We start from the raw sequence: 20,610 nt of genomic DNA on the forward strand, positions 1-20,610 counted from the left end.
CCGACCCGATGCGATTCAACCTCGTTGCCGCCATCCTGCTGATCCTGATCGGCCTGTTCATGCTCGCCAGCAATCTCGGCTGGACGCACCTGAACCTCTCCAAGCTGCTGCTGACCTGGTGGCCGGTGGCGCTGGTGGGTGTCGGCATCGCGATGCTGTTCGGGCGCGGGAAGTAAGGTAGCGCCCGGCCATGCCCGGGCACGCGCTACAAACGAAAACGCCGGGCGTGCCCGGCGTTTTCGTCATGCGATGACGCGGGCGATCAGGTCCGCGGCAGGGTCACACCGGTCTGGCCCTGGTACTTGCCGCCACGATCGCGGTACGACGTCTCGCAGATGTCATCGGCCGCGGCCTGGAAGAACAGCATCTGCGCGACGCCCTCATTGGCATAGATGCGCGCCGGCAGCGGCGTGGTGTTGCTGAACTCCAGGGTGACGTGGCCTTCCCATTCCGGTTCCAGCGGGGTCACGTTGACGATGATGCCGCAGCGCGCATAGGTGCTCTTGCCCAGGCACACCACCAGAGTGTCGCGGGGGATGCGGAAGTACTCCACGGTGCGCGCCAGCGCGAAGCTGTTCGGCGGGATGATGCACTCGTCGGCAGTGATGTCGACGAAGCTTCCCGAGTCGAAATGCTTGGGATCGACGATGGTCGAGTTGATGTTGGTGAACACCTTGAACTCACGCGAGCAGCGCACGTCGTAACCGTAGCTGGACGTGCCATAGCTGACGATGCGCTCGCCGTTGGCCTGCTTGACCTGCCCTGCCTCGAACGGCTCGATCATGCCGTGCTGCTCGGACATGCGGCGGATCCAACGGTCACTCTTGATGCTCATGCTCTGTCCTGTTGAACGAGGGGGAAACGGGCTGCGCCCGAGGCGGCGATTCTACAGGCGGGCCGACTGTGCCGGCCATGATGCGGATTGGCGCGCCGTTTCCATTGCCATGCGCCGTCGCAGCAAGGAACGCACGCGCAGGATGAATAACAAATGAGACCAAGCCGACCGATTTAAATCAGTTAGCACATATTTATGTCAAATCCAATCAGCATGTTTGCAATGACACATGTCGACATAAAAATATTTTTTCTTGAAATTCAAATACATGAATCCACCAATCGGCCTCCCCGGGGACATGAGCGCCGGATGAACGTTGCATGAGGAAAGATTGACCGTTACGGTTTCATTCATCCTGAACAATTCGTTCAGGTCCTTTGAGCCCAACCGATTTCCCTCTGCAACCGCAAAGGAACACGATGAATCTGAACTTCAATGGACGCAGTCTGAAGCGCACCGCTCTGGCCATGGTCCTGGGAGCCATCGCCGGCACCAGCTATGCGCAGAGCACTTCCGGCGACATCGTCGGTACCGCTACGTCGGCTGACAAAGTGCAGGTCAAGAGCCTGTCTTCCGGCGCCACCCGCGAGGCGAACGTCAGCGCGGATGGCCGTTTCCGCATCTCCCAATTGCCGACCGGCACTTATGAGGTCACCACGGTCAGTGGTGGAAATCCGGTTGCGACCACCCGCGTCACCGTGGTCGCCGGACAACAATCGTTCGCGACATTCGCCTCGGCGAACAGCAGCGGTGCAACGTCGCTGGATACCGTCAACGTGCGCGCCCTGGGCGCGGCCAACACGATCGACCTGGGCAGCGTTGAATCGCGTACCACCTTCACTGCCGACAAGCTCAATTCACTGCCGGTCGCCCGCGATATCACCAGCGTCTCGCTGCTGACCCCGGGCACCGTCGCATCGAGCGGCTATTTCGGCCCAGCCTCGTTCGGTGGCGCGTCGGCTGCGGAAAACAGCTACTACGTCAACGGATTCAACGTCACCAATCTGTATGACAGCCTGTCCTTCTCGGAGATCCCGTACCAGGCCATCGATCAGCTGGACGTGCAGACCGGCGGCTATGGTGCTCAGTACGGTTTCTCCACCGGTGGCGTGACCAGCGTCAACGTCAAGCGCGGCACCAACGAATGGAAGGGTGGTTTCAGCTGGACCGGCACCCCGGACTCGCTGCGTGAAAAGGCTCCCGACACCTACTACAGCGATGGCTCGCTGTTCCGTTCGTACGACAAGAACAGCAGCAGCTCCAACGTGTACAGCGTCTGGGCTGGCGGTCCGTTGATCGAGGACAAGCTGTTCGTGTTCGCGATGGGCCAGTTCAGCAACTCCAAGACCGGCAACTTCGGCAACCGCGGCTCCCAGTACACCACCAATGGCCGTCCGCCGTCGGCTGCGGCATTGTCGACCAGCGCCTATGACTATGAGTCGAAGACGCCTTACTGGCTGTTGAAGGTCGACTGGTACCTCAACGAGAACAACCACCTGGAGTACACCGGCTTCGACAACAGCCGTCGTTACTCGTATGACTACTACACTGCGGCCTATGACAGCCCCAACGCTGGTGGCGAACCGGCCAAGACCGGCGACCTGGGCCAGTTGATCGGCAAGAGCGGCGGCCAGACCGACGTCTTCAAGTGGACCAGCTATCTCACCGAGAACCTGACCGCATCCCTGCAGTACGGGCAGATGCGCAATCGTTCATCGGAACACACCATCAGCGCCGATGGCGTCTTTGATGCCTACAACGGTGACATCAACAGCCCGCAGGGTGCGTGCCCCTATGTGCTGGACTACCGCTCGGCCACCGGCGGCACCGGCCGCCAGATCGGCTGTGCGGTTGCCAGCACCGTCGGCATCTTCGGCGGCCGCAACGAACGCAAGGGCACTCGCCTCGACTTCGACTGGCAGCTGGGCGACCACAAGGTCGGCTTTGGTTACAGCGATGAAAAATGGACGTCCGTGCAGGGCACCTCGTACTCGGGCGGAGCGCTTTGGTACCTGTTCGACGACTACGCCAATCTCGTGAACTTCCGCAACGGTGGTTCGATCGAGATCAAGCAGAAGTCGTGGTATCTGCAGGACAACTGGCAGATCACCGACAACTTCATGCTGTACGGCGGTATTCGTAACGATTCGTTCAACAACAAGAACTCCGACGGTGCCACGTTCGTCAAGCAGGACGACATCTGGCAGCCGCGTTTTGGCTTCTCGTGGGACCTGTTGGGTGATGGTCGCAGCAAGCTGTTCGCTTCGGTGGGCCGGTACTCGCTGCCGATCGCGGCAAACGTGGCACTGCGCGCAGCCAGCGCTTCCTACTACCTGGACCAGTACTACACCTACGACGGCATTGGCGCCAACGGCGCTCCAAACGTCACCGGCAGCTTCGAGGATGGTGCGAACGACTCCGTGGTCAATGGCGAAAGCGGCGTCACTCCGGATCCGCGCGCAGTCGCGTCCAAGGGCCTGAAGCCTTACACCCAGGACGAATTGATCATCGGTTACCAGCAGCAGGTCAGCTCGTCGATCGATTTCTTCAACGACTGGACCGTTGGCATCAAGGCGACCTATCGCCGCGCCAACAAGGTGATCGACGACACCTGCGACTCGCGCTCGCTGTACAACGCCGCAGCTGCCGCAGGCTATGACCTGTCCAACTGGTCCGACCCGTGGACCGTGCCGGAAGGCCTGCCCGGCTGCTGGATCTACAACCCGGGTAGCGACCTGAAGGTCACCCTTGATGTGGATGGCAACGGCACAGCGGAAGAGATCACTGTTCCGGGCGCCAGCCTCGGCCCGAAGGCCAAGCGTACGTACAAGGCCGTCACCCTCAGCGCCGACAAGCAGACCGAACGTTGGTATGCCAGCTTCTCTTACACCTGGTCCAAGCTGGAAGGCAACTATGAAGGCCTGGTCAAGAGCACCAACGGCCAGGATGACACCGGCACCACGTCGGACTTCGACTTCGCCGAGATCATGTATGGCTCGGACGGCTACCTGTTCAACGACCATCGCCACAGCATCAAGCTGTTTGGTGGTTACAAGTTCACCGACGAGTGGTCGGTCGGCGTGAACATCCTGGCGCAGTCCGGTGCACCGAAGAGCTGCCTCGGCGGCGGCTACGGCAGCTTCGGCACCGAGTACGGCTACTCCGGCGTATTCCACAGCTGCGAGCTCAATGGCCGGGTTCCGGCAGACGACATCGCCAAGGTCGGCAGCGCCGGCCGCACGCCATGGCAGTTCACCGTCAGCCCGAACATCACCTATACGCCGAACTGGTTGGAAGGCCTGAGCCTGCAGGTGTCCGTGCTCAACGCCTTCAACAACATCAAGCCGGTGCAGGTGTACGAAACCAAGTACGGTCGCCCCAGCTCCGCTCCGACCATTCGCAACTACTACAACTACAACACGCCCAAGTACTTCAACGATCCGCGTGCCGTCCGCTTCCAGGTCCAGTACGACTGGTAAGCCGTTCCCTCTCCAGGAACGCCTCGGATTGCCGCCGGCCTCGCGCCGGCGGCTTTTTCTTTGCGGCCGTGGTCAGAGCAGCGACGACAGGATCGGGATCGACGCCCGCGGGCGCTTGCCCACTTCCTCGATCAGGCGCTGCGCGGCATGCCGGTAGGCCTGCGCCGGCACCGAATCGGGCTGCGCCACGGTGATCGGGGTACCGCTATCACCCTGCTCGCGGATGCCGATCTGCAGCGGCAACGAACCCAGCAGCGGTACGCCGTACTGGGCCGCCATGCGCTCACCGCCGCCTTCACCGAACAGGTGCTCGACATGCCCGCAGTTGCTGCAGGTATGCACCGCCATGTTCTCGACGATGCCCAGTACCGGCACCTCGACCTTCTCGAACATCTTCAGCGCCTTCTTCGCATCCAACGTGGCGATGTCCTGCGGCGTGGTGACGATCACTGCACCGGCCAGCGGAATCTTCTGGGTCAGGGTCAGCTGGATGTCGCCGGTGCCCGGCGGCAGGTCGATCAGCAGAAAATCCAGGTCATCCCACAGGGTGTCGTTGAACAGCTGGGTCATTGCCGAGGTGGCCATCGGACCGCGCCAGATCATCGGCGTGTCCTCTTCGATCAGGTAGCCGATCGACATCGTGTCCACGCCGAACGCGCGCAGGGGCTCGATGCTCTTGTTGTCGGGGCTTTCCGGCCGCCCGGACAAGCCCAGCATGGCGGGCACGCTGGGGCCGTAGATGTCCGCGTCCAGCACGCCAACACGTGCGCCCAGCTGCTGCAGCGCCACGGCCAGATTGACCGAGGTGGTCGACTTGCCCACGCCGCCCTTGCCGGAGCCGACCGCGATGACATTGCGGATGCGGGCATGTGGCGTCAGTCCCTTCTGGACCTGGCTGGCATGGGGGCGGCGGGGGGAACTGTTCACAACGGGCACCAGCTGTATCAGGGGGAATAACCCAACATCATACAAGCTGGACGTAGCCTGACTGAAATTCAGGATTGCTACAGATTCGTGCACAGATTGTTAAGTTCATGTTACGTTCCTGAAGCACTGTTTTGGGCTGCGAAGCTGGCTCCCAGCGCGCACGATGGCGCATGCGCAGTGCCGTTTTTGTTTTTGCTCTCTATTGGAACTACATGAAATACGTAAGCAACACCGCACGTCGCAACACGCTCGCCGTCGCCCTGATTTCCGCCCTGATGGCCGCCGCCCCGGCAATGGCCCAGGACAAGGCGACCAACCTGGACAAGATCACCGTCACCGGTTCGCTGATCCCGCAGACCCAGGTTGAAACCCAGACCCCGGTGATGTCCATCACCGCCGAAGACATCCAGACCCGCGGCTTCAGCAGCGTTGCTGAAGTGCTGCAGCAGTCGTCGCTGACCACCGGCGGCCTGCAGGGCGGCCAGACCTCGGGTTCGTTCACCCAGGGCGCTGAAGCAGCCGGCATGTTCGGCCTGAACCCGGGTTACACCAAGTACCTGATCAACGGCCGCCCGATGCTCTCGTATCCGGCGCTGTACAACGGTAGCGACACCTTCAACAACATCAGCGGCATTCCGATCGACATCGTCGAGCGCATCGAAGTGCTGCCGGGTGGCCAGTCCTCGCTGTACGGCTCGGACGCGATCGCCGGTGTGGTCAACATCATCCTGAAGGAGCGCATGGACGGCGGTACGATGACCGTCCGTGGCGGCACCTACACCGAAGGCGGCGGCAGCAACATCCGCTTCAGCGCAGCCAAGGGCTTCAACGCGTTCGACGACCGCTTCCACGCGCTGGTCAACGTGCAGATCGAGAACGGCAGCCCGATCTGGGGCTACCAGCGTGACATCACCAAGCAGAACAACCCGGTCGGCTACACCGCGCAGGTGCCGTCGAACGACTTCGCCGTCATCACCAATGCAGACAACAAGCTGCTGATGATGGACCCGAGCCGCTGCGCCAACGTGGCAGGCCTGTACGACGGCACCACCGTCGTCGGCAAGCGCGCGTCGGGCGAGTCCTGCGGTTCGGTGTACAGCGCCGGCTACAAGACCCTGAAGAACGGCAAGAACAGCGGCCAGTTCTACTCGTCGATGACCTTCGACGTGAACGACAACTTCCAGCTGTTCGCCGACGTGCTGTACAGCAAGGAAAAGACCGAGTTCACCTCCGGCTCCAGTGCCCTGTGGTGGGGCACGAAGTCGGTCATGGGCGGCTTCTACGACCAGGGCGCCGGCAAGGTCGTGAACCTGCAGCGCGCCTTCGCGCCGGAGGAGATCGGCGCCGGCGACTACAACAACATCCTGAACTCCGATGAGAGCCGCGCCTACCAGGTCACCCTGGGCGGCAAGGGCATGGTTGGCGACTGGGATTACAGCGCCAGCTTCACCCGTGGCGAGTACCGCCTGGACCAGAACCGCTTCGTGCGCTGGAAGGACAAGATCGAGGACTTCTTCGGCCAGACCGTGCTGGGCCCGCGCCTGGGCACCTACACCGACCCGAAGGACCCGACCGCCACGTTCGGCATCTACAACCCGAACTACGCTGCCTTCTACTCGCCGATCACCCCGGACCAGTTCGCCAGCTTCACCGGCTACGGCACCCACCGCAGCAAGACCTGGCAGAACCTGGGTCGCGTGCAGGTGACCAACGGCTCGCTGTTCAGCCTGCCGGGCGGTGACGCCGGCCTGGCCGTCGTGCTGGAAGGTGGCAGCGAAGGTTGGGACTACTCGCCGGACCAGGCCTTCGTCGACGGCAACGTGTGGGGCACCACCGCCGTCGCCGGCGCCGGCCACCGCAGCAACTACGCGGTCACCAGCGAACTGCGCATGCCGCTGCTGGAGAAGCTGACCGTCAGCGCCTCGGGCCGTTATGACGCGTTCAAGATCGCCGACAAGACCGTCGACAAGGCTACTTACAGCATCGGTCTGGAATTCCGTCCGATCGAGAGCCTGCTGCTGCGCGGCAAGTACGGCACCGCCTTCCGTGCACCGACCCTGTCCGATGCCTTCCAGGGCATGAGCGGCTCGTACTCGTCCGGCCAGAACGACTACTACCGCTGCAGCCAGCTGGGCTACGGCCTGCGTGACGAGGCCTGCTCGTTCTACAAGAACACCTCGGTGTACAGCGAAAAGTCCGGCAATCCGGACCTGAAGCCGATCACCGCCGACGTGTGGAGCGCAGGCGTGGTGTGGGCCCCGGTGAGCAACTTCTCGCTGTCGGCCGACTACTACAACTGGAAGATCAAGAACGAGGTCAAGACCCTGAGCACCGACCAGCTGCTGCTGGCCGAGTACCAGTGCCACAACGGCCTGCCGAACAACACCTCGGCCAGCTGCCAGAACGTCACCGACTGGGTGTCGCGCGATGCCGGCGGCAACCTGACCCGCGTGTACACGCCGAAGCTCAACGTCGCCAGCCAGAACCTGGAAGCGGTGACCGTGGCGGCCAAGTACCAGCAGGATATCGGCCGCTTCGGCTCGCTGATGTTCTCCGGCAACTACACCAACATGCTGAAGCGTGAAGTGCAGCCGATGCCGGGCGCCGCCAAGCTCGACCTGCTGAGCGATCCGTACAACATGTGGTACTACGACAACTTCGCCAAGGTCCGTGGCGATCTGTCGGTGGCCTGGAACATCGCCAAGTTCACCACCACCGTGTACGCCAACTACGTCGGCAGCACTCCGAACTACCTGGCCTACACCGGCCGCAGCTACGGCTACGTCCACTCGTCCGGCGCCAAGGCCGGCAAGTGGGGTTCGTACACCACGTACAACCTGAGCATGAACTACCAGGCACAGGACGATCTGGTCCTGTCGCTGATGGTCAACAACGTGTTCAACAAGCTGCCGGAAGGCCAGCGCTACAACTACCCGGGCAACGAATCGACCCCGTTCAATGACGGCTTCTACAGCGTCTACGGCCGCCAGATCTCGGCCCAGGTCAAGTACAACTTCTGATCCCGTCGTTTTCCGGACTTCGTGTCTGGACCAGGCCCCGCTTCGGCGGGGCCTTTTTTTGTTTCACGATGACTCCAGCCCGACATTTCGCTGGACTGCGCTGTAGCTCGATACAGCAGGTTTATCAATAACTTACGCGCGTCCATCATATGCCGGTGCTTTCCGAAACCTGACCCGGTTTCCCCTCGCGCCGCTCCTATCTGGCTCCTGGAATCGGGTCGTTCCAAGGAGTCATCATGGCAAAGATCAAGCTCACCAAGACCGCCGTAGAGACGGCGCAACCCCAGGCCACGGCCATCGAACTGCGGGATACCGTGGTGCCCGGCTTCCTCTGCAAGATCACCCCGGCGGGCCGTCGGGTGTTCATGCTTCAGTACCGCACGAACGCCGGGGAACGCCGCAAGCCCGCCTTGGGGTTGTTCGGGGAACTGACGGTTGAACAGGCCCGCGTCATGGCGCAGGACTGGCTGGCCGAGGTTCGCCGGGGCGGCGACCCCGGCGGCGCCAAGGCCGAGGCGCGCAAAGCGCCCACGATGGCCGAGTTGTGCACGAAGTTCATGGAGGACTACTCCAAGAAGCGCAACAAGCCCAGCACGCAGGAAGGCTATCAGGGCGTCATCGACCGCTGCATCATCCCGCTGCTGGGCCGCAAGAAGGTGCAGGACGTGAAACGGCCCGATATTGCGGGCCTGATGGAGAAGCTGGCCTACAAGCCGACCGAGGCGAACAAGGCTTTCGGCGTGCTGCGCAAGATGTTCAACCTGGCCGAAGTGTGGGGCTTCCGCCCGGACGGCACGAATCCGTGCCGCCATGTTCCGATGTACCCGCCTGGCAAGGAAACCCGGCTCATCGTGGACGATGAACTGGTGCGCGTCTTCCGCCAGTTGGAGAAGCTGGAAGCGGAGGAACTGGAGAACTACGTCATCCCACTGGCGATACGCCTCCAATTCGAGTTCGCTGCGCGTCGCTCCGAAATCTGCCCACTCGAATGGACTTGGCTGGACTTCGAGAACCGCCGCGTGGTCTGGCCCGACAGCAAGACCGGCGGCATGTCCAAGCCCATGAGCGCGGAAGCCTATCGGCTGCTTTCGACGGCGCCGCGCCGTGAAGGTTGCCCCTACGTCCTGCCGTCGCCCAACGACCCGGACAAGCACCTGACCTTCGGCGAGCACTATGGCGGCTGGTGCCGGGTGCTCAAGGCCGCTGGCGTGCCGCACGTTGGCACGCACGGCATCCGCCACCGCTCGGCGACGGACATTGCCAATTCTGGTGTCCCGATCAAGGTCGGTATGGAGCTGACCCAGCACAAGACCGTCGCGCAGTTCATGCACTACGTCCACACCGAGGACAAGCCGGTGCGCGATGCGGCCGAGCTGGTGGCCAGCCGGCGCCAGGCCATCACGGGGGCGCGGCAGAGTCAGCCACAGGAGGCAACGGCATGAGCAGCAAGCAATCGTCCGCAGTGGCGGCCAAGGCTGCCGCCTTGCCTGCCGGCTACGCCGGCATCCACGGCGGCATCGTGGAACTGCTCGACGCTGCACGCCGCGCCACGGCGCGCAGCGTCAACGCGCTGATGACCGCCAGCTATTGGGAAATCGGCCGCCGCATCGTGGAGGCCGAGCAGCAGGGCAAACGCCGCGCGGGGTACGGCGAGCAGTTGATCGAGCGGCTGTCGGCAGACCTGACCACGCAGTTCGGGCGCGGGTTCAGCCGCCCGAACTTGCAGCAGATGCGGTCATTCTTCCTGACTTGGCCAATTCGCCAGACAGTGTCTAGCGAATCTTCCCTAGCGCTGTCGCAGGGGCGCCCTGGGCGGCTGGACGAACTGGCTCAGGTCTTCCCCTTGCCGTGGTCGGCCTATGTGCGGCTGCTGATGGTCAAGGACGACCATGCGCGCCAGTTCTACGAAGCCGAAGCCCTGCGCGGCGGCTGGAGCGTGCGCCAGCTTGACCGGCAGATCGGCAGCCAGTTCTACGAGCGCACGGCGCTGTCGAAGAACAAGGCGGCGATGCTGGTCAAGGGCGCCGTGCCGAAGCCGGCCGATGCCGTGACGGTCGATGATGCGATCAAAGACCCGCTCGTGCTGGAGTTCCTTGACCTCAAGGACGAGTATTCCGAATCCGACCTCGAACAAGCCTTGATTCGGCGGCTGGAGGATTTCCTGCTGGAGCTGGGCGATGGCTTCACCTTCGTCGGGCGGCAGCGTCGCTTGCGCATCGACCAGACGTGGTATCGCGTCGATCTGCTGTTTTTCCATCGGCGCTTGCGTTGCCTGGTCATCATCGACTTGAAGCTCGGCGCGTTGACGCATGCCGACGTGGGCCAGATGCACTTGTATTGCAACTATGCGAAGGAACACTGGACGTTCCCCGAGGAAAACCCGCCCGTGGGCTTGATTCTCTGCGCCGACAAGGGGTACGCCTTGGCGCGGTACGCGCTGGAAGGCTTGCCCAACAAGGTGATGGCGGCGAATTACAAGATGGTGCTGCCGGATGCCGAAGTGCTGCAACAGGAACTGGAGAACACGCGTCGGCTGATCGAATCTCGCGTGACCGCGCTTCCCAGGAAGCGCAAGCGATAACCGGGCGTCCCGGCGTGCCGCCGTCGGGCTCGCGGGCTGCGCCCCGCGCTTCGTGCCGAATCGCGGCCATCCGGCTTTGATCCCTGACGCCTCCGGCCCTCTCGGGCCTGCGCGCTGCGCTTGCCCAAAGGCGGGTGTGTGCAGTGGGCGGGGTGTGGGCGGTCTTGCTGTTCCCTTCACCGTATCACGGCGTTCTCGCCGTCAAGGGCGGCGCGCGCGAATGCGCGCTTGCGTCCTGGCGGCCGTCTGCGACCCCTGACTGCTTGCGCTGCGCCGTGCTCCCGACGGTTCCGGGCAATTCCGCCCGAGCAACCGGAGCACGATCATGTCGCAACTGTCCTTTTCCTCGTTCGATGTCTCGCTGATGGTGCGTGATGCGCAGGGCCGCTACCTGCTGGCGACGACTGACCAGATTCTGGAGGCCGCGCGCCAGGCCATCGAGCACAAGATGCAGCGCGGTGAAGCGTTCAGTTCGCCGGCGGCGGTCAAGGAGTATCTGTGCGCCAAGCTGGCCGGCTACGAGCACGAAGTCTTTGCAGTGCTGTTCCTCGACACGCAGCATCGCTTGATCGAATACGTCGAGATGTTCCGCGGCACGATCGACAGTGCATCGGTGCATCCGCGCGAGGTGGTCAAGGAGGCACTGCGGCTCAATGCGGCGGCGGTCATCGTTTCGCACAACCACCCGAGCGGCAACCCCAAGCCGAGCGCGGCCGACAAGGCGCTGACCTCACAGCTTCAGCAAGCGCTGACGCTGGTAGACGTTCGCACGCTGGATCACATCATCGTGGCTGGCTGCGCCACCACGTCTTTCGCTGAATGTGGCCTGCTCTGACCGAGGGGGCTTCGGCCCCCTTTTTGCTGCGTCCGGCAGCGCAGCTACGGCCCATGCGGGCCTGCGCGTGCTTCGCACTTGCCGGAAGCCGGGGTGCGTGGAAGTGCGAGGGTGGCGGTCTTGCTGTTCCCCCCCATCGTGCCACGGCGTGCTCGCCGTCAATGACTGCGCGTGCGGGCACGCTTGCGGCCTGGCGGCCGTCTTCGATCTTTGACTGCTTGCGCTGCGCCGTGCCCCGGAAGGGTCGGGCAATTCCGCCCGGCAACCTTTCAGGAGTTCACCATGAACCACGCATTCATCACCGACGAGCAGCGCATCGTGCTGCTGGCCAACGGCCGCGAATCCTTGGAGAACCCGGACTTCGATCCGGCGCCCGTGGTCAAGCTGTTCACGCCGGATGCCGGCGCGACTTGGCTGTTGACCGAGATTGATCCCGATGACCACGACCACGCTTTCGGTCTTTGCGACCTGGGGTTGGGTGAGCCGGAAATCGGCTGGGTCAGCCTGGGCGAGTTGGCGACGGTGCGCGGTGGGCTGGGCCTGCCGATCGAACGCGACCTGTCGTTCCGCGCCGAGAAGCGGCTGAGTGCCTATGCGCGTGATGCGCGGCTGGCCGGGCGTGTCGTTGTCTGACGTGGCCTGTGGAGCGTCGCAAGGCGCTCCTTGCGTTTTTTCAACCACCGAAGGAAATCCATGCCATGAGCAGCCATCACGACTACATCATCGAAATCACGGCGCAGCACGATGCGCTCAAACCGTTCGCGCCGGAGAACGGCCAGCCCTTGCGCTTCAAGGTCGGCGACGCGGTGATCTACACCAAAGAGTACGGCGCACAGTTCCGGTGTCGCGTCACCGGGCTCTATCAGCCCACCGGGCTTTCGGGTCTGTACGCGCGCGGTGCGCGCTATCTGCTGGACTCGTCGGCACCGTGGATGCCGGTGTCGGAATCCAGTCTGCGCCTTGACGACTCGGCGTGATGCCTTCGCGCCCCTGCGGGGCGCTACGCGCTTCGCTTGCCTCCAGGGGAAAGCCCTGCGGGCTATCCCCGCCGCGCAGGCTTGGCGCCCCTGAACACCGCCGACCCGGCTGCGCCGGATCGGCCAGACCACATTCGCAGCAGATCCACGATGCCTTGCGTGTGCAAGTTCTGATCTTGCTGTTTCTTTGGCATTGAAGGCTGGGCGTCCCCGGCCTCCTGGGAGATGGCCGGTCGCGCTGTCGTGCTGCGCATCGAACCCCCTGCGGGGTTTCGCCCCTGTCGGGCTTCCATCGTTCCCTCGCTCCGCTCGGCTGACGCCTTCGGCCCGGCTTCCAGCTTCGGGCCTGCGCGCTTCGCTTGCCGTGCGGTCGGCGTGTTGAGGGGCCGTTGCCTTGTCCAGCCGTCTCCCCTGACTTCATCACCTTGTCCGCGACTGTAGCCCGCGCCCGTGCGCCGTCAAGGCGCGCAGGGCCGTGTCCTCGCTGCGCTGCGGGCCGCACCAACCCTGCGCTTGTTTCCTTGACGGCACCCGTTCGCGCGCTCCTGACCGTCGCGGGCGATGAACTCAGGAAAGACGGTGGCAACAGGGCCAACCGGGTTCCTCGTGCCGACCGCACCGAACAGCCGAAAGGCTGGGCTCCGAATCTAGGAATCCGGTGTGCGGTGTGAACAGCAAACCTCTTTTTGTCAGGAGAAAGACCATGCAACTCGCATCCCGTTTCGCTTCCCGTTCCCCTTCGCTGCGCAGCGATTACCCGCTGTCCGATGACCAGATTCGCAGCGTGGCCTCGTCCATCTTCGCGGACGCCCCGCACGAGAGCCGTTCCGAACGGTACAGCTACATCCCGACCGCTGCCGTCCTGACCGAGCTTCGCAAAGAAGGCTTCCAGCCCTTCATGGTGACGCAGACCCGCGTGCGCGATGAAGGCAAGCGCGAGCACACGAAACACATGCTGCGCCTGCGCCACGCCAGCCAGATCAACGGCGCGGAGGCTAACGAAATCGTGCTGCTGAACTCGCACGACGGCACGAGCAGCTATCAGATGCTGGCCGGAATGTTCCGCTTCGTGTGCAGCAATGGCCTTGTGTGTGGTGACACCGTGGCCGATGTGCGCGTGCCCCACAAGGGCGACGTGGCCGGTTCCGTCATCGAAGGCGCTTTCGAGGTGTTGAGCGGCTTCGAGCGCGTGAAGGAATCGCGCGACCTGATGCGCAGCATCACTTTGGACGATGGCGAATCCGAAGTGTTCGCCCGGGCTGCGCTGGCGTTGAAGTACGACGACCCGGACAAGCCCGCGCCCATCACCGAATCGCAAATCCTGATGCCGCGCCGGTTCGACGACCGCCGCCCCGACCTGTGGAGCGTGTTTAACCGCACGCAGGAGAACTTGACCAAGGGCGGACTGCATGGCCGCAGCAGCAATGGACGCCGCCAGAGCACCCGGCCCGTGCAGGGCATTGATTCCGACATTCGCCTGAACCGCGCCCTGTGGCTGCTGGCCGATGGCATGCGCTCCCTCAAGGCTTGACCGCTCCCCCGCCGGAGGGGCGGTTTCCCCTCCATTCCCTTGTTTCACTCGATTGGAGATACACCATGAACGCCATCACCCAAACCGAAGCCCGCGCCGTCAATACCGCCGCAGTTATCCCGCTGGAAGCTGCCGACCCGACCAAGAACCTGATTTTGGTTCCACTGTCGCGGCTGGTGCTGCGCCCCACGGGCCGCAACGTGCGCAAGACCGTTCCGCGCATGTCTGTACCGGAGCTGGCAGCATCTATCCAGCGCGTGGGCCTGTTGCAAAACCTGATCGTGATTCCCGCCGCCGATGGCGAGCATTACGAAGTGGTGGCCGGTGGCCGTCGCCTTGCCGCGTTGAAGCTGTTGGCGAAGAAACACCGCATCGCCAAGGATTGGGACGTGCCTTGCTTGCAAGTGGCCGATGGCACCGCACGCACAGCCAGTCTCACCGAGAACGTGCAGCGCGAAGCCATGCATCCCGCAGACCAGTTTGAAGCCTTTGCGGCGCTGGTGGCCGAAGGTCGCCCCATCGAAGACATTGCGGCGGATTTCTCCGTCACGCCGCTGGTGGTGCAGCGCCGTTTGAAGTTGGCGAACGTCTCCCCGCGCCTGATGGCGGACTATCGCGCCGATGCTGTGAGCCTTGACCAGTTGATGGCCCTTGCCATCACCGACGACCACGCCGCGCAGGAAGCCGCGTTCTACGATGCGCCGCAGTGGCAGCGCCATCCCTCGCACTTGCGCGAGCGCCTGACCGAGCGGGAAATCGACGCCTACCGGCATCCGCTGGTGCGCTTCGTCGGACTGGACAGCTACGAAGCCGAAGGCGGCGGCATCCGCCGCGACCTGTTCGCGGAGGGCGATGCGGGCGTGTACCTCAACGACGCCGCGCTGCTGGAACGGCTGGCGCAAGACAAGCTGGCAGGCATTGCCGCCACTGTCCGCGCCGAGGGTTGGGCGTGGGTGGATGCCACGCCGGGCGTGACCCATGCCGACCTGCACGTCTTCCAGCGTGCGCCGAGGGAACGGCGCGAGCCAAACAAGCGCGAAGCGCAGCGCATCGAAAAGCTCCAAGAGAAAATGCGGGCCATCGGTGAAGCCGTGGACGCCGCGATGGACGCCGACGACGAGGAAAAGGCCGATGCCTTGCAGGAGGAAGGCGAAACCCTGGGCGAGCAGTTGCAGGCGCTGGAAGATGGCTTGCAGGACTATGGCGCGAACGTGAAGGCCGCAGCCGGTGCCATCGTCAGCATCGACCGCAACGGCGAGGCGGTCATTCATCGCGGTCTGATGCGCGAGGCCGAGGCCAAGGCGCTGCGCACACTGGAACGGCTGCGCCAAGGGTTCACCGGCGAGGATGCCGAGAACGACGACGAAGGCGAGGACGACGAGCAACCCAAGAGCGCCGCCATGTCCGACCGGCTGGCGCAGCGGTTGAGCGCCCACCGCACCGCCGCGCTGCAAATCGAAGTCGCACGGCATCCGCAAGCCGCGCTGGCCGCCGTGGTGCATGGCATGGTGCAGACCGTCTTGCAGGAAAGCCGCTACAGCCTCAACCGTGATTCCTTACTGCTGGGCGTGAGCCTGAAAGTGCAAGATCGGCTGGAAGGCATGGCCCCGGACTGGCCGGAGTCGTCCGCCGCCGTGGCGCTGCGCGAACTGCAACAGGTGGCGGGCGAAGCCTTGCCGGAGGACAGCGCCGAACTGTTCGCCGCGCTGCTGGCGAAGCCGCAAGACGAACTGGTGTGGCTGCTGGCCGTGTGCGTGGCATCCACGGTGGACGTGGTGACACCCCGCGCTACGCCGCACCAGCCCGGCGCGGAACTGGCGCGGGCCGTAGGCCTCGACATGGCCGCATGGTGGAAACCGACCGCAGAAGGCTATTTCAAGCACGTTTCCAAGGCTGTGATTCTGGATGCCGTGGGCGCGTTTGCACCGGAATCCGTCACCCGGCTGGCGAAGCTCAAGAAGGCCGACATTGCCGGCGAGGCCGAGCGGTTGGCCGATGGCACGGGCTGGATGCCCGCCATCTTCAAGGCCGCAGGCCCGCAGGATGCCGCGCAGAAGGAAAGCCCGGAGCAGGACGCCCCGGACGATGCAGAAGAAATGGCGGATGAACCCGCCGAGGCGCTGGCTGCTTGACCCGCGCCGAAGGCAAGCGCTCCGGCCTCGACCGGGGCGCTTCGCCGCAAGGAGAAGCCCCCATGACCCGCACCATCACCAGCCGCCCGCGCATGGCGGCGATCGACGCCCCCGGCACGGTGCGCGCCCGCCGCTGGCACGGCGATGGCGACGTGCGCGGCTACCGTCCGCCCTCGGGCTGGACGGCCCGCGCAGACCTCACCGACATTCATCCCATCACGGGCCGCGCCTTGGCGCGCGCCGTGTGGTGGATCATCGAGACGAAGGAATAACCGTCGTCAACACCGCGCCCAGGCCGTTCCGCCCTGGGCGCGGTGAACTTCAAAAATCCGGGCGCGGCAGTGGCCGCGCCCGGTGTTCAAGGCCAACAGCCGAATCAGAACGCCGCTGCCTTCGCTCTCGCTAAGGCGGCGTCGTAGGCATCGCGCAGCCGCGATGCCTTTGGTTTGGTAAACAAACGATCTGCGCTCGGCCTAGGTCGCGCCTGGCGTCAGTGCCTTCCAGGCCGCATGGGAGTCCATGTAGTCCCTCCAGTGCGCGATCTTCCGGTTCTCGATCTTGATGATCGAGCAGAACCTGTTGTTGTATTTCGTGCCCGTTGCGAGGATGGTTCCATGCACCTCGTATTCGATGACGCAGCCGTCGCCGGTCTTGTGGGCGATCAAGTTGTCGGCCGATTGCAGCGCGATGTTTTCCACGTAGCCCCGGAATGCTGCCATCAGGTCAGTCCGCCCTTGGATGATGCGCGGCCAGCCGAGGTCGTAGAGCACTTCGTAGATGGTGTCATCGGTGACGATGTCGAAGAAGTGCTCACCATCGACAAGGTCGCCCAAGGCGCTCCGCACCAGATCGAAGTAAGGCTTGGCGGGTTGGAAGACTGAATATTTCTGATTTGGCATTTCTGTGCTCCCTAGCTCAATTCGTGGGGCAGGCTTCATTGGCGCCATGCGACGGCAGTCGCTGCGGCGAAGTCCGTAAAGTGGGTGGGTGCCTTGCCAGTGGCGGCCAGCACATCGTTATTCGGCCGGGAGCCTCGGCCGCTGGCGATCGTCTCGGTCAGGATGCGAAGCACCTCGCCATATTCGGCAGGCACGCCGGCCTGGATCATTGCGTTGACCCAGGCGCTGCGATCCACGTCCCGGTACGCAATCTTGCGGCCGGTGACGTTCGAGATATGCGCTGCGGCTTCCTCGAAAGTCAGCGCCTCGGGGCCGGTGGGTGCATAAGCGCGGCCAGCGTGCCGTGCGGGGTCGCTCAGCGTTGCTGCCGCGACGGATGCGATGTCCTCTGCACTGACAAAGGCTTCGGCCCCCGTGCCGCAGGGCACCACGATTTCATCGTTCACGGGTTTGACGAAGGTTTCGCTGAAGTTCTGCATGAACCAGGCGGGACGCACGATGGAATGGGACAGCGAGGCACGCGAAGCCAGATCCAGCTCCACAGCGCGCAGCGCGACTTCGGCAGGCGCGTGCTCCATGCCGTAGGCGCTGAGATAGGTGACATGGCCCACACCAGCGCGCTCCGCCTCGTCGAGAAATCGGGCCACGATGTCGGCGAAGTCCACGCGCATCACGGGCGACACGAGATAGATGCCCGAGACCTTGTTCAGAGCACCGGCGAAGGTTGATGGGTCGCTCCAGTCGAATCGGACGTCCGCGCCGCTACGCGCTGCGGTGCGGACGGGAATGCCCTGGGCGCTGAGCTTCTGGGCGACGCGGGAGCCGGTCTTGCCGGTGGCGCCGAGCACCAGGGTGAGGTGGTCGCTAAGGTTATTCATGTCGGGGTTTCCGGTAGGTGGGTCGATGAAGTGAATTTAGGCGCATCGAATGAGAGCATCAATAATCTATGCACTCAATAATTTGCGTGATACGCTCACAACATGGACATATTGCAAGAGCATCTGGTGCGCGCCCGCGCTGCTGGCGGCGTGTTCGCGCGATCCATCGCCGTCGCACCTTGGGGGCTTCGGCTACCGGGCACGATCCAGTTGGCCGTTCACGCGGTGATTCAGGGTCATGCGTGGCTGTGGCTCGATGGCGGGGGTGAGCCTGTCGAACTCAGGCCGGGAGACCTGGCACTGGTTCGCGGTGGGCCTGACCACTTCATCGCCCACGAACCAGGGGCGCATTGCGTCTTGCCGGAGGATTTCCAGGTTGCGCACGCCTCTGACGAGGCCGAACGCGATCCGCGAGCGTCGGCATTCCTTTGCGGGGCTTATCGCTTTGCCGGGGACATCGGTGTAGGGCTGGTCAATGCGCTTCCGCCGGTGTTCCTGATTCCCTCGCGTATGGACAACCCCATCCAAGCGGTGGTCGCTCTGCTGTCGAGAGAGCTGTCCCAGTCGGAGCCGGGTCGTCAGACGGTGTTGGATCGACTGCTGGATGTTCTCGTCGTGTTGGGGCTTCGGACAGGGCTGACATCAAGCCCGAATGCACCCGCATGGGTTCGAGGTGCGTCGGATGCACGTCTGTCGAAAGCATTGCAGGCTATGCACGGGGACACCGGCAAGCCGTGGACGGTGGAAGAACTGGCGAGGATGAGCCATATGTCCCGTGCCACGTTTGCGCGCGTGTTCCAGGAGGTGCTGGGCGATACGCCGATGCGGTATCTCACCGACTGGCGGATGACCGTGGCACGTGATCTCTTGCGGACGCAGGACGTTCCGCTGACGGAAGTGGCGGAACGGGTCGGGTACTCGTCTCTGTACGCTTTTGCGACGGCGTTCCGCCGACATCATGGACAGCCCCCAGGACGGTGGCGCCAGAGTGGGCAGGATTTGCCCGAAGCCACGCTGACTCACTAGCGGGGGCGTGTCGGCGCGCAGCGCCGCCGGGCTTTCGGGCTGTGCCCCGTGCCGACTTCGCCGTCACGGCCATTCGGCTTCAATCCGCTCACGCCTTCGCGCCTGCGGCGCTGCGCGCTGCGCTTGCTTCCAGGGGAAAGCCCTGCGGGCTTTCCCCCGCCGCAATGGACGGGGCTGGCGAACACGTTGGAGCTTGCTGCGGCAGGTTGTGCGAATGCGTGCCGTCCTCAACGCTGGTGGTTCTCGCCCATCACGTCACGAAGGACGGTTCACGGGCATCTCGCCCGGCATCGCTATGGAGCTTCCACGCCACGCCTCAAGACCGGCGCCGCAAGGTGCGGCAGGGGCTTTCTCGCCTGTCGTCGGGTGGTTGACCTGGCCCGCGTCAGTGGGCGAGCCGGTGCAGCCTTCATGCGGGGATGCCGAGCCAGCCCTGTCTCCTTTCGATGCGGTTCGGCCCAAGGCGTCCTTGTGTTGTTGTGAACCCTGGCGGTGGCGCGGCTGCGCCTCGGGCTTCATGGCTGCAACCGTCCGGCGAAAACAATTTCCCCTGCGCTGCGCGCATTCCTCGCGGGCCAAATTCTTTTCGCCTCCCGGCCCTCCACTGCGTTGCGGCCGCAAGCGGTGCAGCCAGCCCGTCCCCCGCCGGCCGGATCACAACAAGGACGCGATGGGCGCGAACCTTGTTCCACCAAAAGGAGATCCATCATGGCCAACATCGGCAGCTTCACCGCAGACAAAGACGGCTTCACCGGCACGCTTCGCACCCTGACGCTCAACGTCAAGGTCAAGCTGGTGCCCAACGACAAGGGCGACAACGAGAAGGCCCCGGACTTCCGCCTGCAGGCGGCCGGCCACGACATCGGCGCGGCGTGGAAGAAGACAAGCGAGGCCGGGCGGGAGTACATCTCCGTGACCCTCGACGATCCTTCGTTCCCGGCCACGGTCTACGCCCGCCTGATCGAAGGCGAGAGCGGCACGCACGACCTGATCTGGTCGCGCAGCAAGCCCCAGGCGGCCTGACGGCCGCCGACGCCCCGCCCGCTGCGGCGGGGCGCAGTCCCGCTACGACCGAGCCGCCTCAAGCTGGCCTTCGGTCTCGCTCATCAGCACTGCCGTGCTGCATTCGAGTGCGTTGGCGATCTTGAAGATGATCGCCAGCGTGGGCATGTGCTCGCCGCGCTCGACCTTGCCCATGTGGGAGCGCTCGATGCCGGCGAGGTGCGCCAGCGACTCCTGCGCGATGCCGCGCTCCGTCCGCAACGCGCGCACCGCCGCGCCGAAGGCTTGCGCCAATTCGGCGTCGTAGGTGGTGGCGCCGGCCGGTCGGCCGCGCTGGATGGGTCGCTTCTGCATGGACAGAAGCGTCAAGTCGCAGCACAATTAAAACCACGTTATCTTTAACTCATTCATGCCTTTGGCTCTTATTCGTTCTTTTACGGAAATCCGCTTTTGCGGATTCCGACAAAACCGGAGAACCGCCATCGTGT

18 protein-coding genes are annotated in these 20,610 nt (G+C 63.9%); 13 read left to right on the forward strand and 5 right to left on the reverse strand.

Annotated features, from left to right (window positions below):
• Window positions 1-8 precede the first annotated feature (8 nt).
• Window positions 9-176 (forward strand): LiaI-LiaF-like domain-containing protein, encoded by a 168-nt coding sequence (locus ACZK29_RS15520; RefSeq protein WP_005410498.1) that lies wholly within the window; start codon window positions 9-11, stop codon window positions 174-176.
• A gap of 86 nt (window positions 177-262) precedes the next feature.
• Here ACZK29_RS15520 and dcd read toward each other — a convergent pair whose 3' ends face one another.
• Entirely contained in the window at window positions 263-835 is a 573-nt protein-coding gene (dcd, locus tag ACZK29_RS15525; RefSeq protein WP_005410499.1) for a dCTP deaminase, read from the reverse strand.
• Between the two features lie 419 nt (window positions 836-1,254).
• On the opposite strand from dcd, the gene ACZK29_RS15530 reads away from it, so the two are divergent.
• Window positions 1,255-4,314, forward strand: coding sequence for a TonB-dependent receptor (locus ACZK29_RS15530; RefSeq protein ID WP_111204149.1), 3,060 nt, complete (start codon window positions 1,255-1,257; stop codon window positions 4,312-4,314).
• 72 nt (window positions 4,315-4,386) lie between these two features.
• Here the strand turns inward: ACZK29_RS15530 and apbC are convergent, their stop codons facing one another.
• Window positions 4,387-5,241, reverse strand: a complete 855-nt coding sequence (apbC, locus tag ACZK29_RS15535) for an iron-sulfur cluster carrier protein ApbC (RefSeq protein WP_111204148.1) — start codon at window positions 5,239-5,241, stop codon at window positions 4,387-4,389.
• Window positions 5,242-5,453: 212 nt separating this feature from the next.
• Here apbC and ACZK29_RS15540 point away from each other — a divergent pair, with 212 nt between their 5' ends.
• The 9 genes from ACZK29_RS15540 (at window position 5,454) to ACZK29_RS15580 (ending at window position 16,589) form a co-directional block, all read left to right on the forward strand.
• Complete coding sequence (locus tag ACZK29_RS15540; protein ID WP_049433599.1) at window positions 5,454-8,261, forward strand: TonB-dependent receptor plug domain-containing protein; 2,808 nt, start codon at window positions 5,454-5,456, stop codon at window positions 8,259-8,261.
• Window positions 8,262-8,497: 236 nt separating this feature from the next.
• Window positions 8,498-9,703, forward strand: coding sequence for a tyrosine-type recombinase/integrase (locus ACZK29_RS15545; protein ID WP_104656818.1), 1,206 nt, complete (start codon window positions 8,498-8,500; stop codon window positions 9,701-9,703).
• Window positions 9,700-10,842, forward strand: coding sequence for a PDDEXK nuclease domain-containing protein (locus tag ACZK29_RS15550; protein ID WP_104656817.1), 1,143 nt, complete (start codon window positions 9,700-9,702; stop codon window positions 10,840-10,842). The genes ACZK29_RS15545 and ACZK29_RS15550 overlap by 4 nt, the downstream gene beginning before the upstream one ends.
• A 325-nt stretch (window positions 10,843-11,167) precedes the next feature.
• Entirely contained in the window at window positions 11,168-11,677 is a 510-nt protein-coding gene (gene radC / locus ACZK29_RS15555) for a RadC family protein (RefSeq protein ID WP_104656816.1), read from the forward strand.
• A 282-nt stretch (window positions 11,678-11,959) separates the two neighbouring features.
• Window positions 11,960-12,310, forward strand: a complete 351-nt coding sequence (locus ACZK29_RS15560) for a DUF2958 domain-containing protein (protein WP_104656815.1) — start codon at window positions 11,960-11,962, stop codon at window positions 12,308-12,310.
• Between the two features lie 65 nt (window positions 12,311-12,375).
• Complete coding sequence (locus tag ACZK29_RS15565; RefSeq protein ID WP_104656814.1) at window positions 12,376-12,654, forward strand: hypothetical protein; 279 nt, start codon at window positions 12,376-12,378, stop codon at window positions 12,652-12,654.
• A gap of 703 nt (window positions 12,655-13,357) precedes the next feature.
• Complete coding sequence (locus ACZK29_RS15570) at window positions 13,358-14,185, forward strand: DUF932 domain-containing protein (RefSeq protein ID WP_478446219.1); 828 nt, start codon at window positions 13,358-13,360, stop codon at window positions 14,183-14,185.
• Window positions 14,186-14,250: 65 nt separating this feature from the next.
• Window positions 14,251-16,317 carry a ParB/RepB/Spo0J family partition protein gene (locus ACZK29_RS15575; protein WP_104656811.1) on the forward strand — a complete coding sequence of 689 codons (2,067 nt, stop codon included), beginning with the start codon at window positions 14,251-14,253 and terminating at the stop codon, window positions 16,315-16,317.
• A gap of 62 nt (window positions 16,318-16,379) precedes the next feature.
• Window positions 16,380-16,589 carry a hypothetical protein gene (locus ACZK29_RS15580; RefSeq protein WP_104656810.1) on the forward strand — a complete coding sequence of 70 codons (210 nt, stop codon included), beginning with the start codon at window positions 16,380-16,382 and terminating at the stop codon, window positions 16,587-16,589.
• Between the two features lie 201 nt (window positions 16,590-16,790).
• On the opposite strand, the gene ACZK29_RS15585 is transcribed toward ACZK29_RS15580, so the two are convergent.
• Both ACZK29_RS15585 and ACZK29_RS15590 read right to left on the reverse strand, forming a co-directional pair.
• A complete protein-coding gene (locus tag ACZK29_RS15585) occupies window positions 16,791-17,216 on the reverse strand; it encodes a nuclear transport factor 2 family protein (RefSeq protein WP_104656809.1) in 426 nt (141 codons plus the stop codon).
• Window positions 17,217-17,251: 35 nt separating this feature from the next.
• A complete protein-coding gene (locus ACZK29_RS15590) occupies window positions 17,252-18,094 on the reverse strand; it encodes an NmrA family NAD(P)-binding protein (RefSeq protein WP_104656808.1) in 843 nt (280 codons plus the stop codon).
• A gap of 102 nt (window positions 18,095-18,196) precedes the next feature.
• On the opposite strand from ACZK29_RS15590, the gene ACZK29_RS15595 reads away from it, so the two are divergent.
• The gene (locus tag ACZK29_RS15595; protein WP_104656807.1) at window positions 18,197-19,120 is read left to right on the forward strand and encodes an AraC family transcriptional regulator; all 924 of its coding nucleotides are present in this window, start codon (window positions 18,197-18,199) and stop codon (window positions 19,118-19,120) included.
• A 708-nt stretch (window positions 19,121-19,828) separates the two neighbouring features.
• A complete protein-coding gene (locus ACZK29_RS15600; protein WP_104656806.1) occupies window positions 19,829-20,143 on the forward strand; it encodes a DUF736 domain-containing protein in 315 nt (104 codons plus the stop codon).
• Between the two features lie 42 nt (window positions 20,144-20,185).
• On the opposite strand, the gene ACZK29_RS15605 is transcribed toward ACZK29_RS15600, so the two are convergent.
• Complete coding sequence (locus ACZK29_RS15605) at window positions 20,186-20,476, reverse strand: helix-turn-helix domain-containing protein (RefSeq protein ID WP_104656915.1); 291 nt, start codon at window positions 20,474-20,476, stop codon at window positions 20,186-20,188.
• Window positions 20,477-20,610 lie beyond the last annotated feature (134 nt).

Source organism: Stenotrophomonas sp. 89682_Sma, assembly GCF_056481405.1.

Coding starts and splice junctions, on each gene's coding strand:
- ACZK29_RS15590 (WP_104656808.1), bottom strand. CDS start 18,094: ATGAATAACCTTAGCGACCACCTCACCCTGGTGCTCGGCGCCACCGGC.
- dcd (WP_005410499.1), bottom strand. CDS start 835: ATGAGCATCAAGAGTGACCGTTGGATCCGCCGCATGTCCGAGCAGCAC.
- ACZK29_RS15600 (WP_104656806.1), top strand. CDS start 19,829: ATGGCCAACATCGGCAGCTTCACCGCAGACAAAGACGGCTTCACCGGC.
- ACZK29_RS15530 (WP_111204149.1), top strand. CDS start 1,255: ATGAATCTGAACTTCAATGGACGCAGTCTGAAGCGCACCGCTCTGGCC.
- ACZK29_RS15570 (WP_478446219.1), top strand. CDS start 13,358: ATGCAACTCGCATCCCGTTTCGCTTCCCGTTCCCCTTCGCTGCGCAGC.
- ACZK29_RS15520 (WP_005410498.1), top strand. CDS start 9: ATGCGATTCAACCTCGTTGCCGCCATCCTGCTGATCCTGATCGGCCTG.
- ACZK29_RS15605 (WP_104656915.1), bottom strand. CDS start 20,476: ATGCAGAAGCGACCCATCCAGCGCGGCCGACCGGCCGGCGCCACCACC.
- ACZK29_RS15565 (WP_104656814.1), top strand. CDS start 12,376: ATGAGCAGCCATCACGACTACATCATCGAAATCACGGCGCAGCACGAT.
- ACZK29_RS15540 (WP_049433599.1), top strand. CDS start 5,454: ATGAAATACGTAAGCAACACCGCACGTCGCAACACGCTCGCCGTCGCC.
- ACZK29_RS15580 (WP_104656810.1), top strand. CDS start 16,380: ATGACCCGCACCATCACCAGCCGCCCGCGCATGGCGGCGATCGACGCC.
- ACZK29_RS15550 (WP_104656817.1), top strand. CDS start 9,700: ATGAGCAGCAAGCAATCGTCCGCAGTGGCGGCCAAGGCTGCCGCCTTG.
- ACZK29_RS15575 (WP_104656811.1), top strand. CDS start 14,251: ATGAACGCCATCACCCAAACCGAAGCCCGCGCCGTCAATACCGCCGCA.
- radC (WP_104656816.1), top strand. CDS start 11,168: ATGTCGCAACTGTCCTTTTCCTCGTTCGATGTCTCGCTGATGGTGCGT.
- ACZK29_RS15585 (WP_104656809.1), bottom strand. CDS start 17,216: ATGCCAAATCAGAAATATTCAGTCTTCCAACCCGCCAAGCCTTACTTC.
- ACZK29_RS15595 (WP_104656807.1), top strand. CDS start 18,197: ATGGACATATTGCAAGAGCATCTGGTGCGCGCCCGCGCTGCTGGCGGC.
- ACZK29_RS15545 (WP_104656818.1), top strand. CDS start 8,498: ATGGCAAAGATCAAGCTCACCAAGACCGCCGTAGAGACGGCGCAACCC.
- ACZK29_RS15560 (WP_104656815.1), top strand. CDS start 11,960: ATGAACCACGCATTCATCACCGACGAGCAGCGCATCGTGCTGCTGGCC.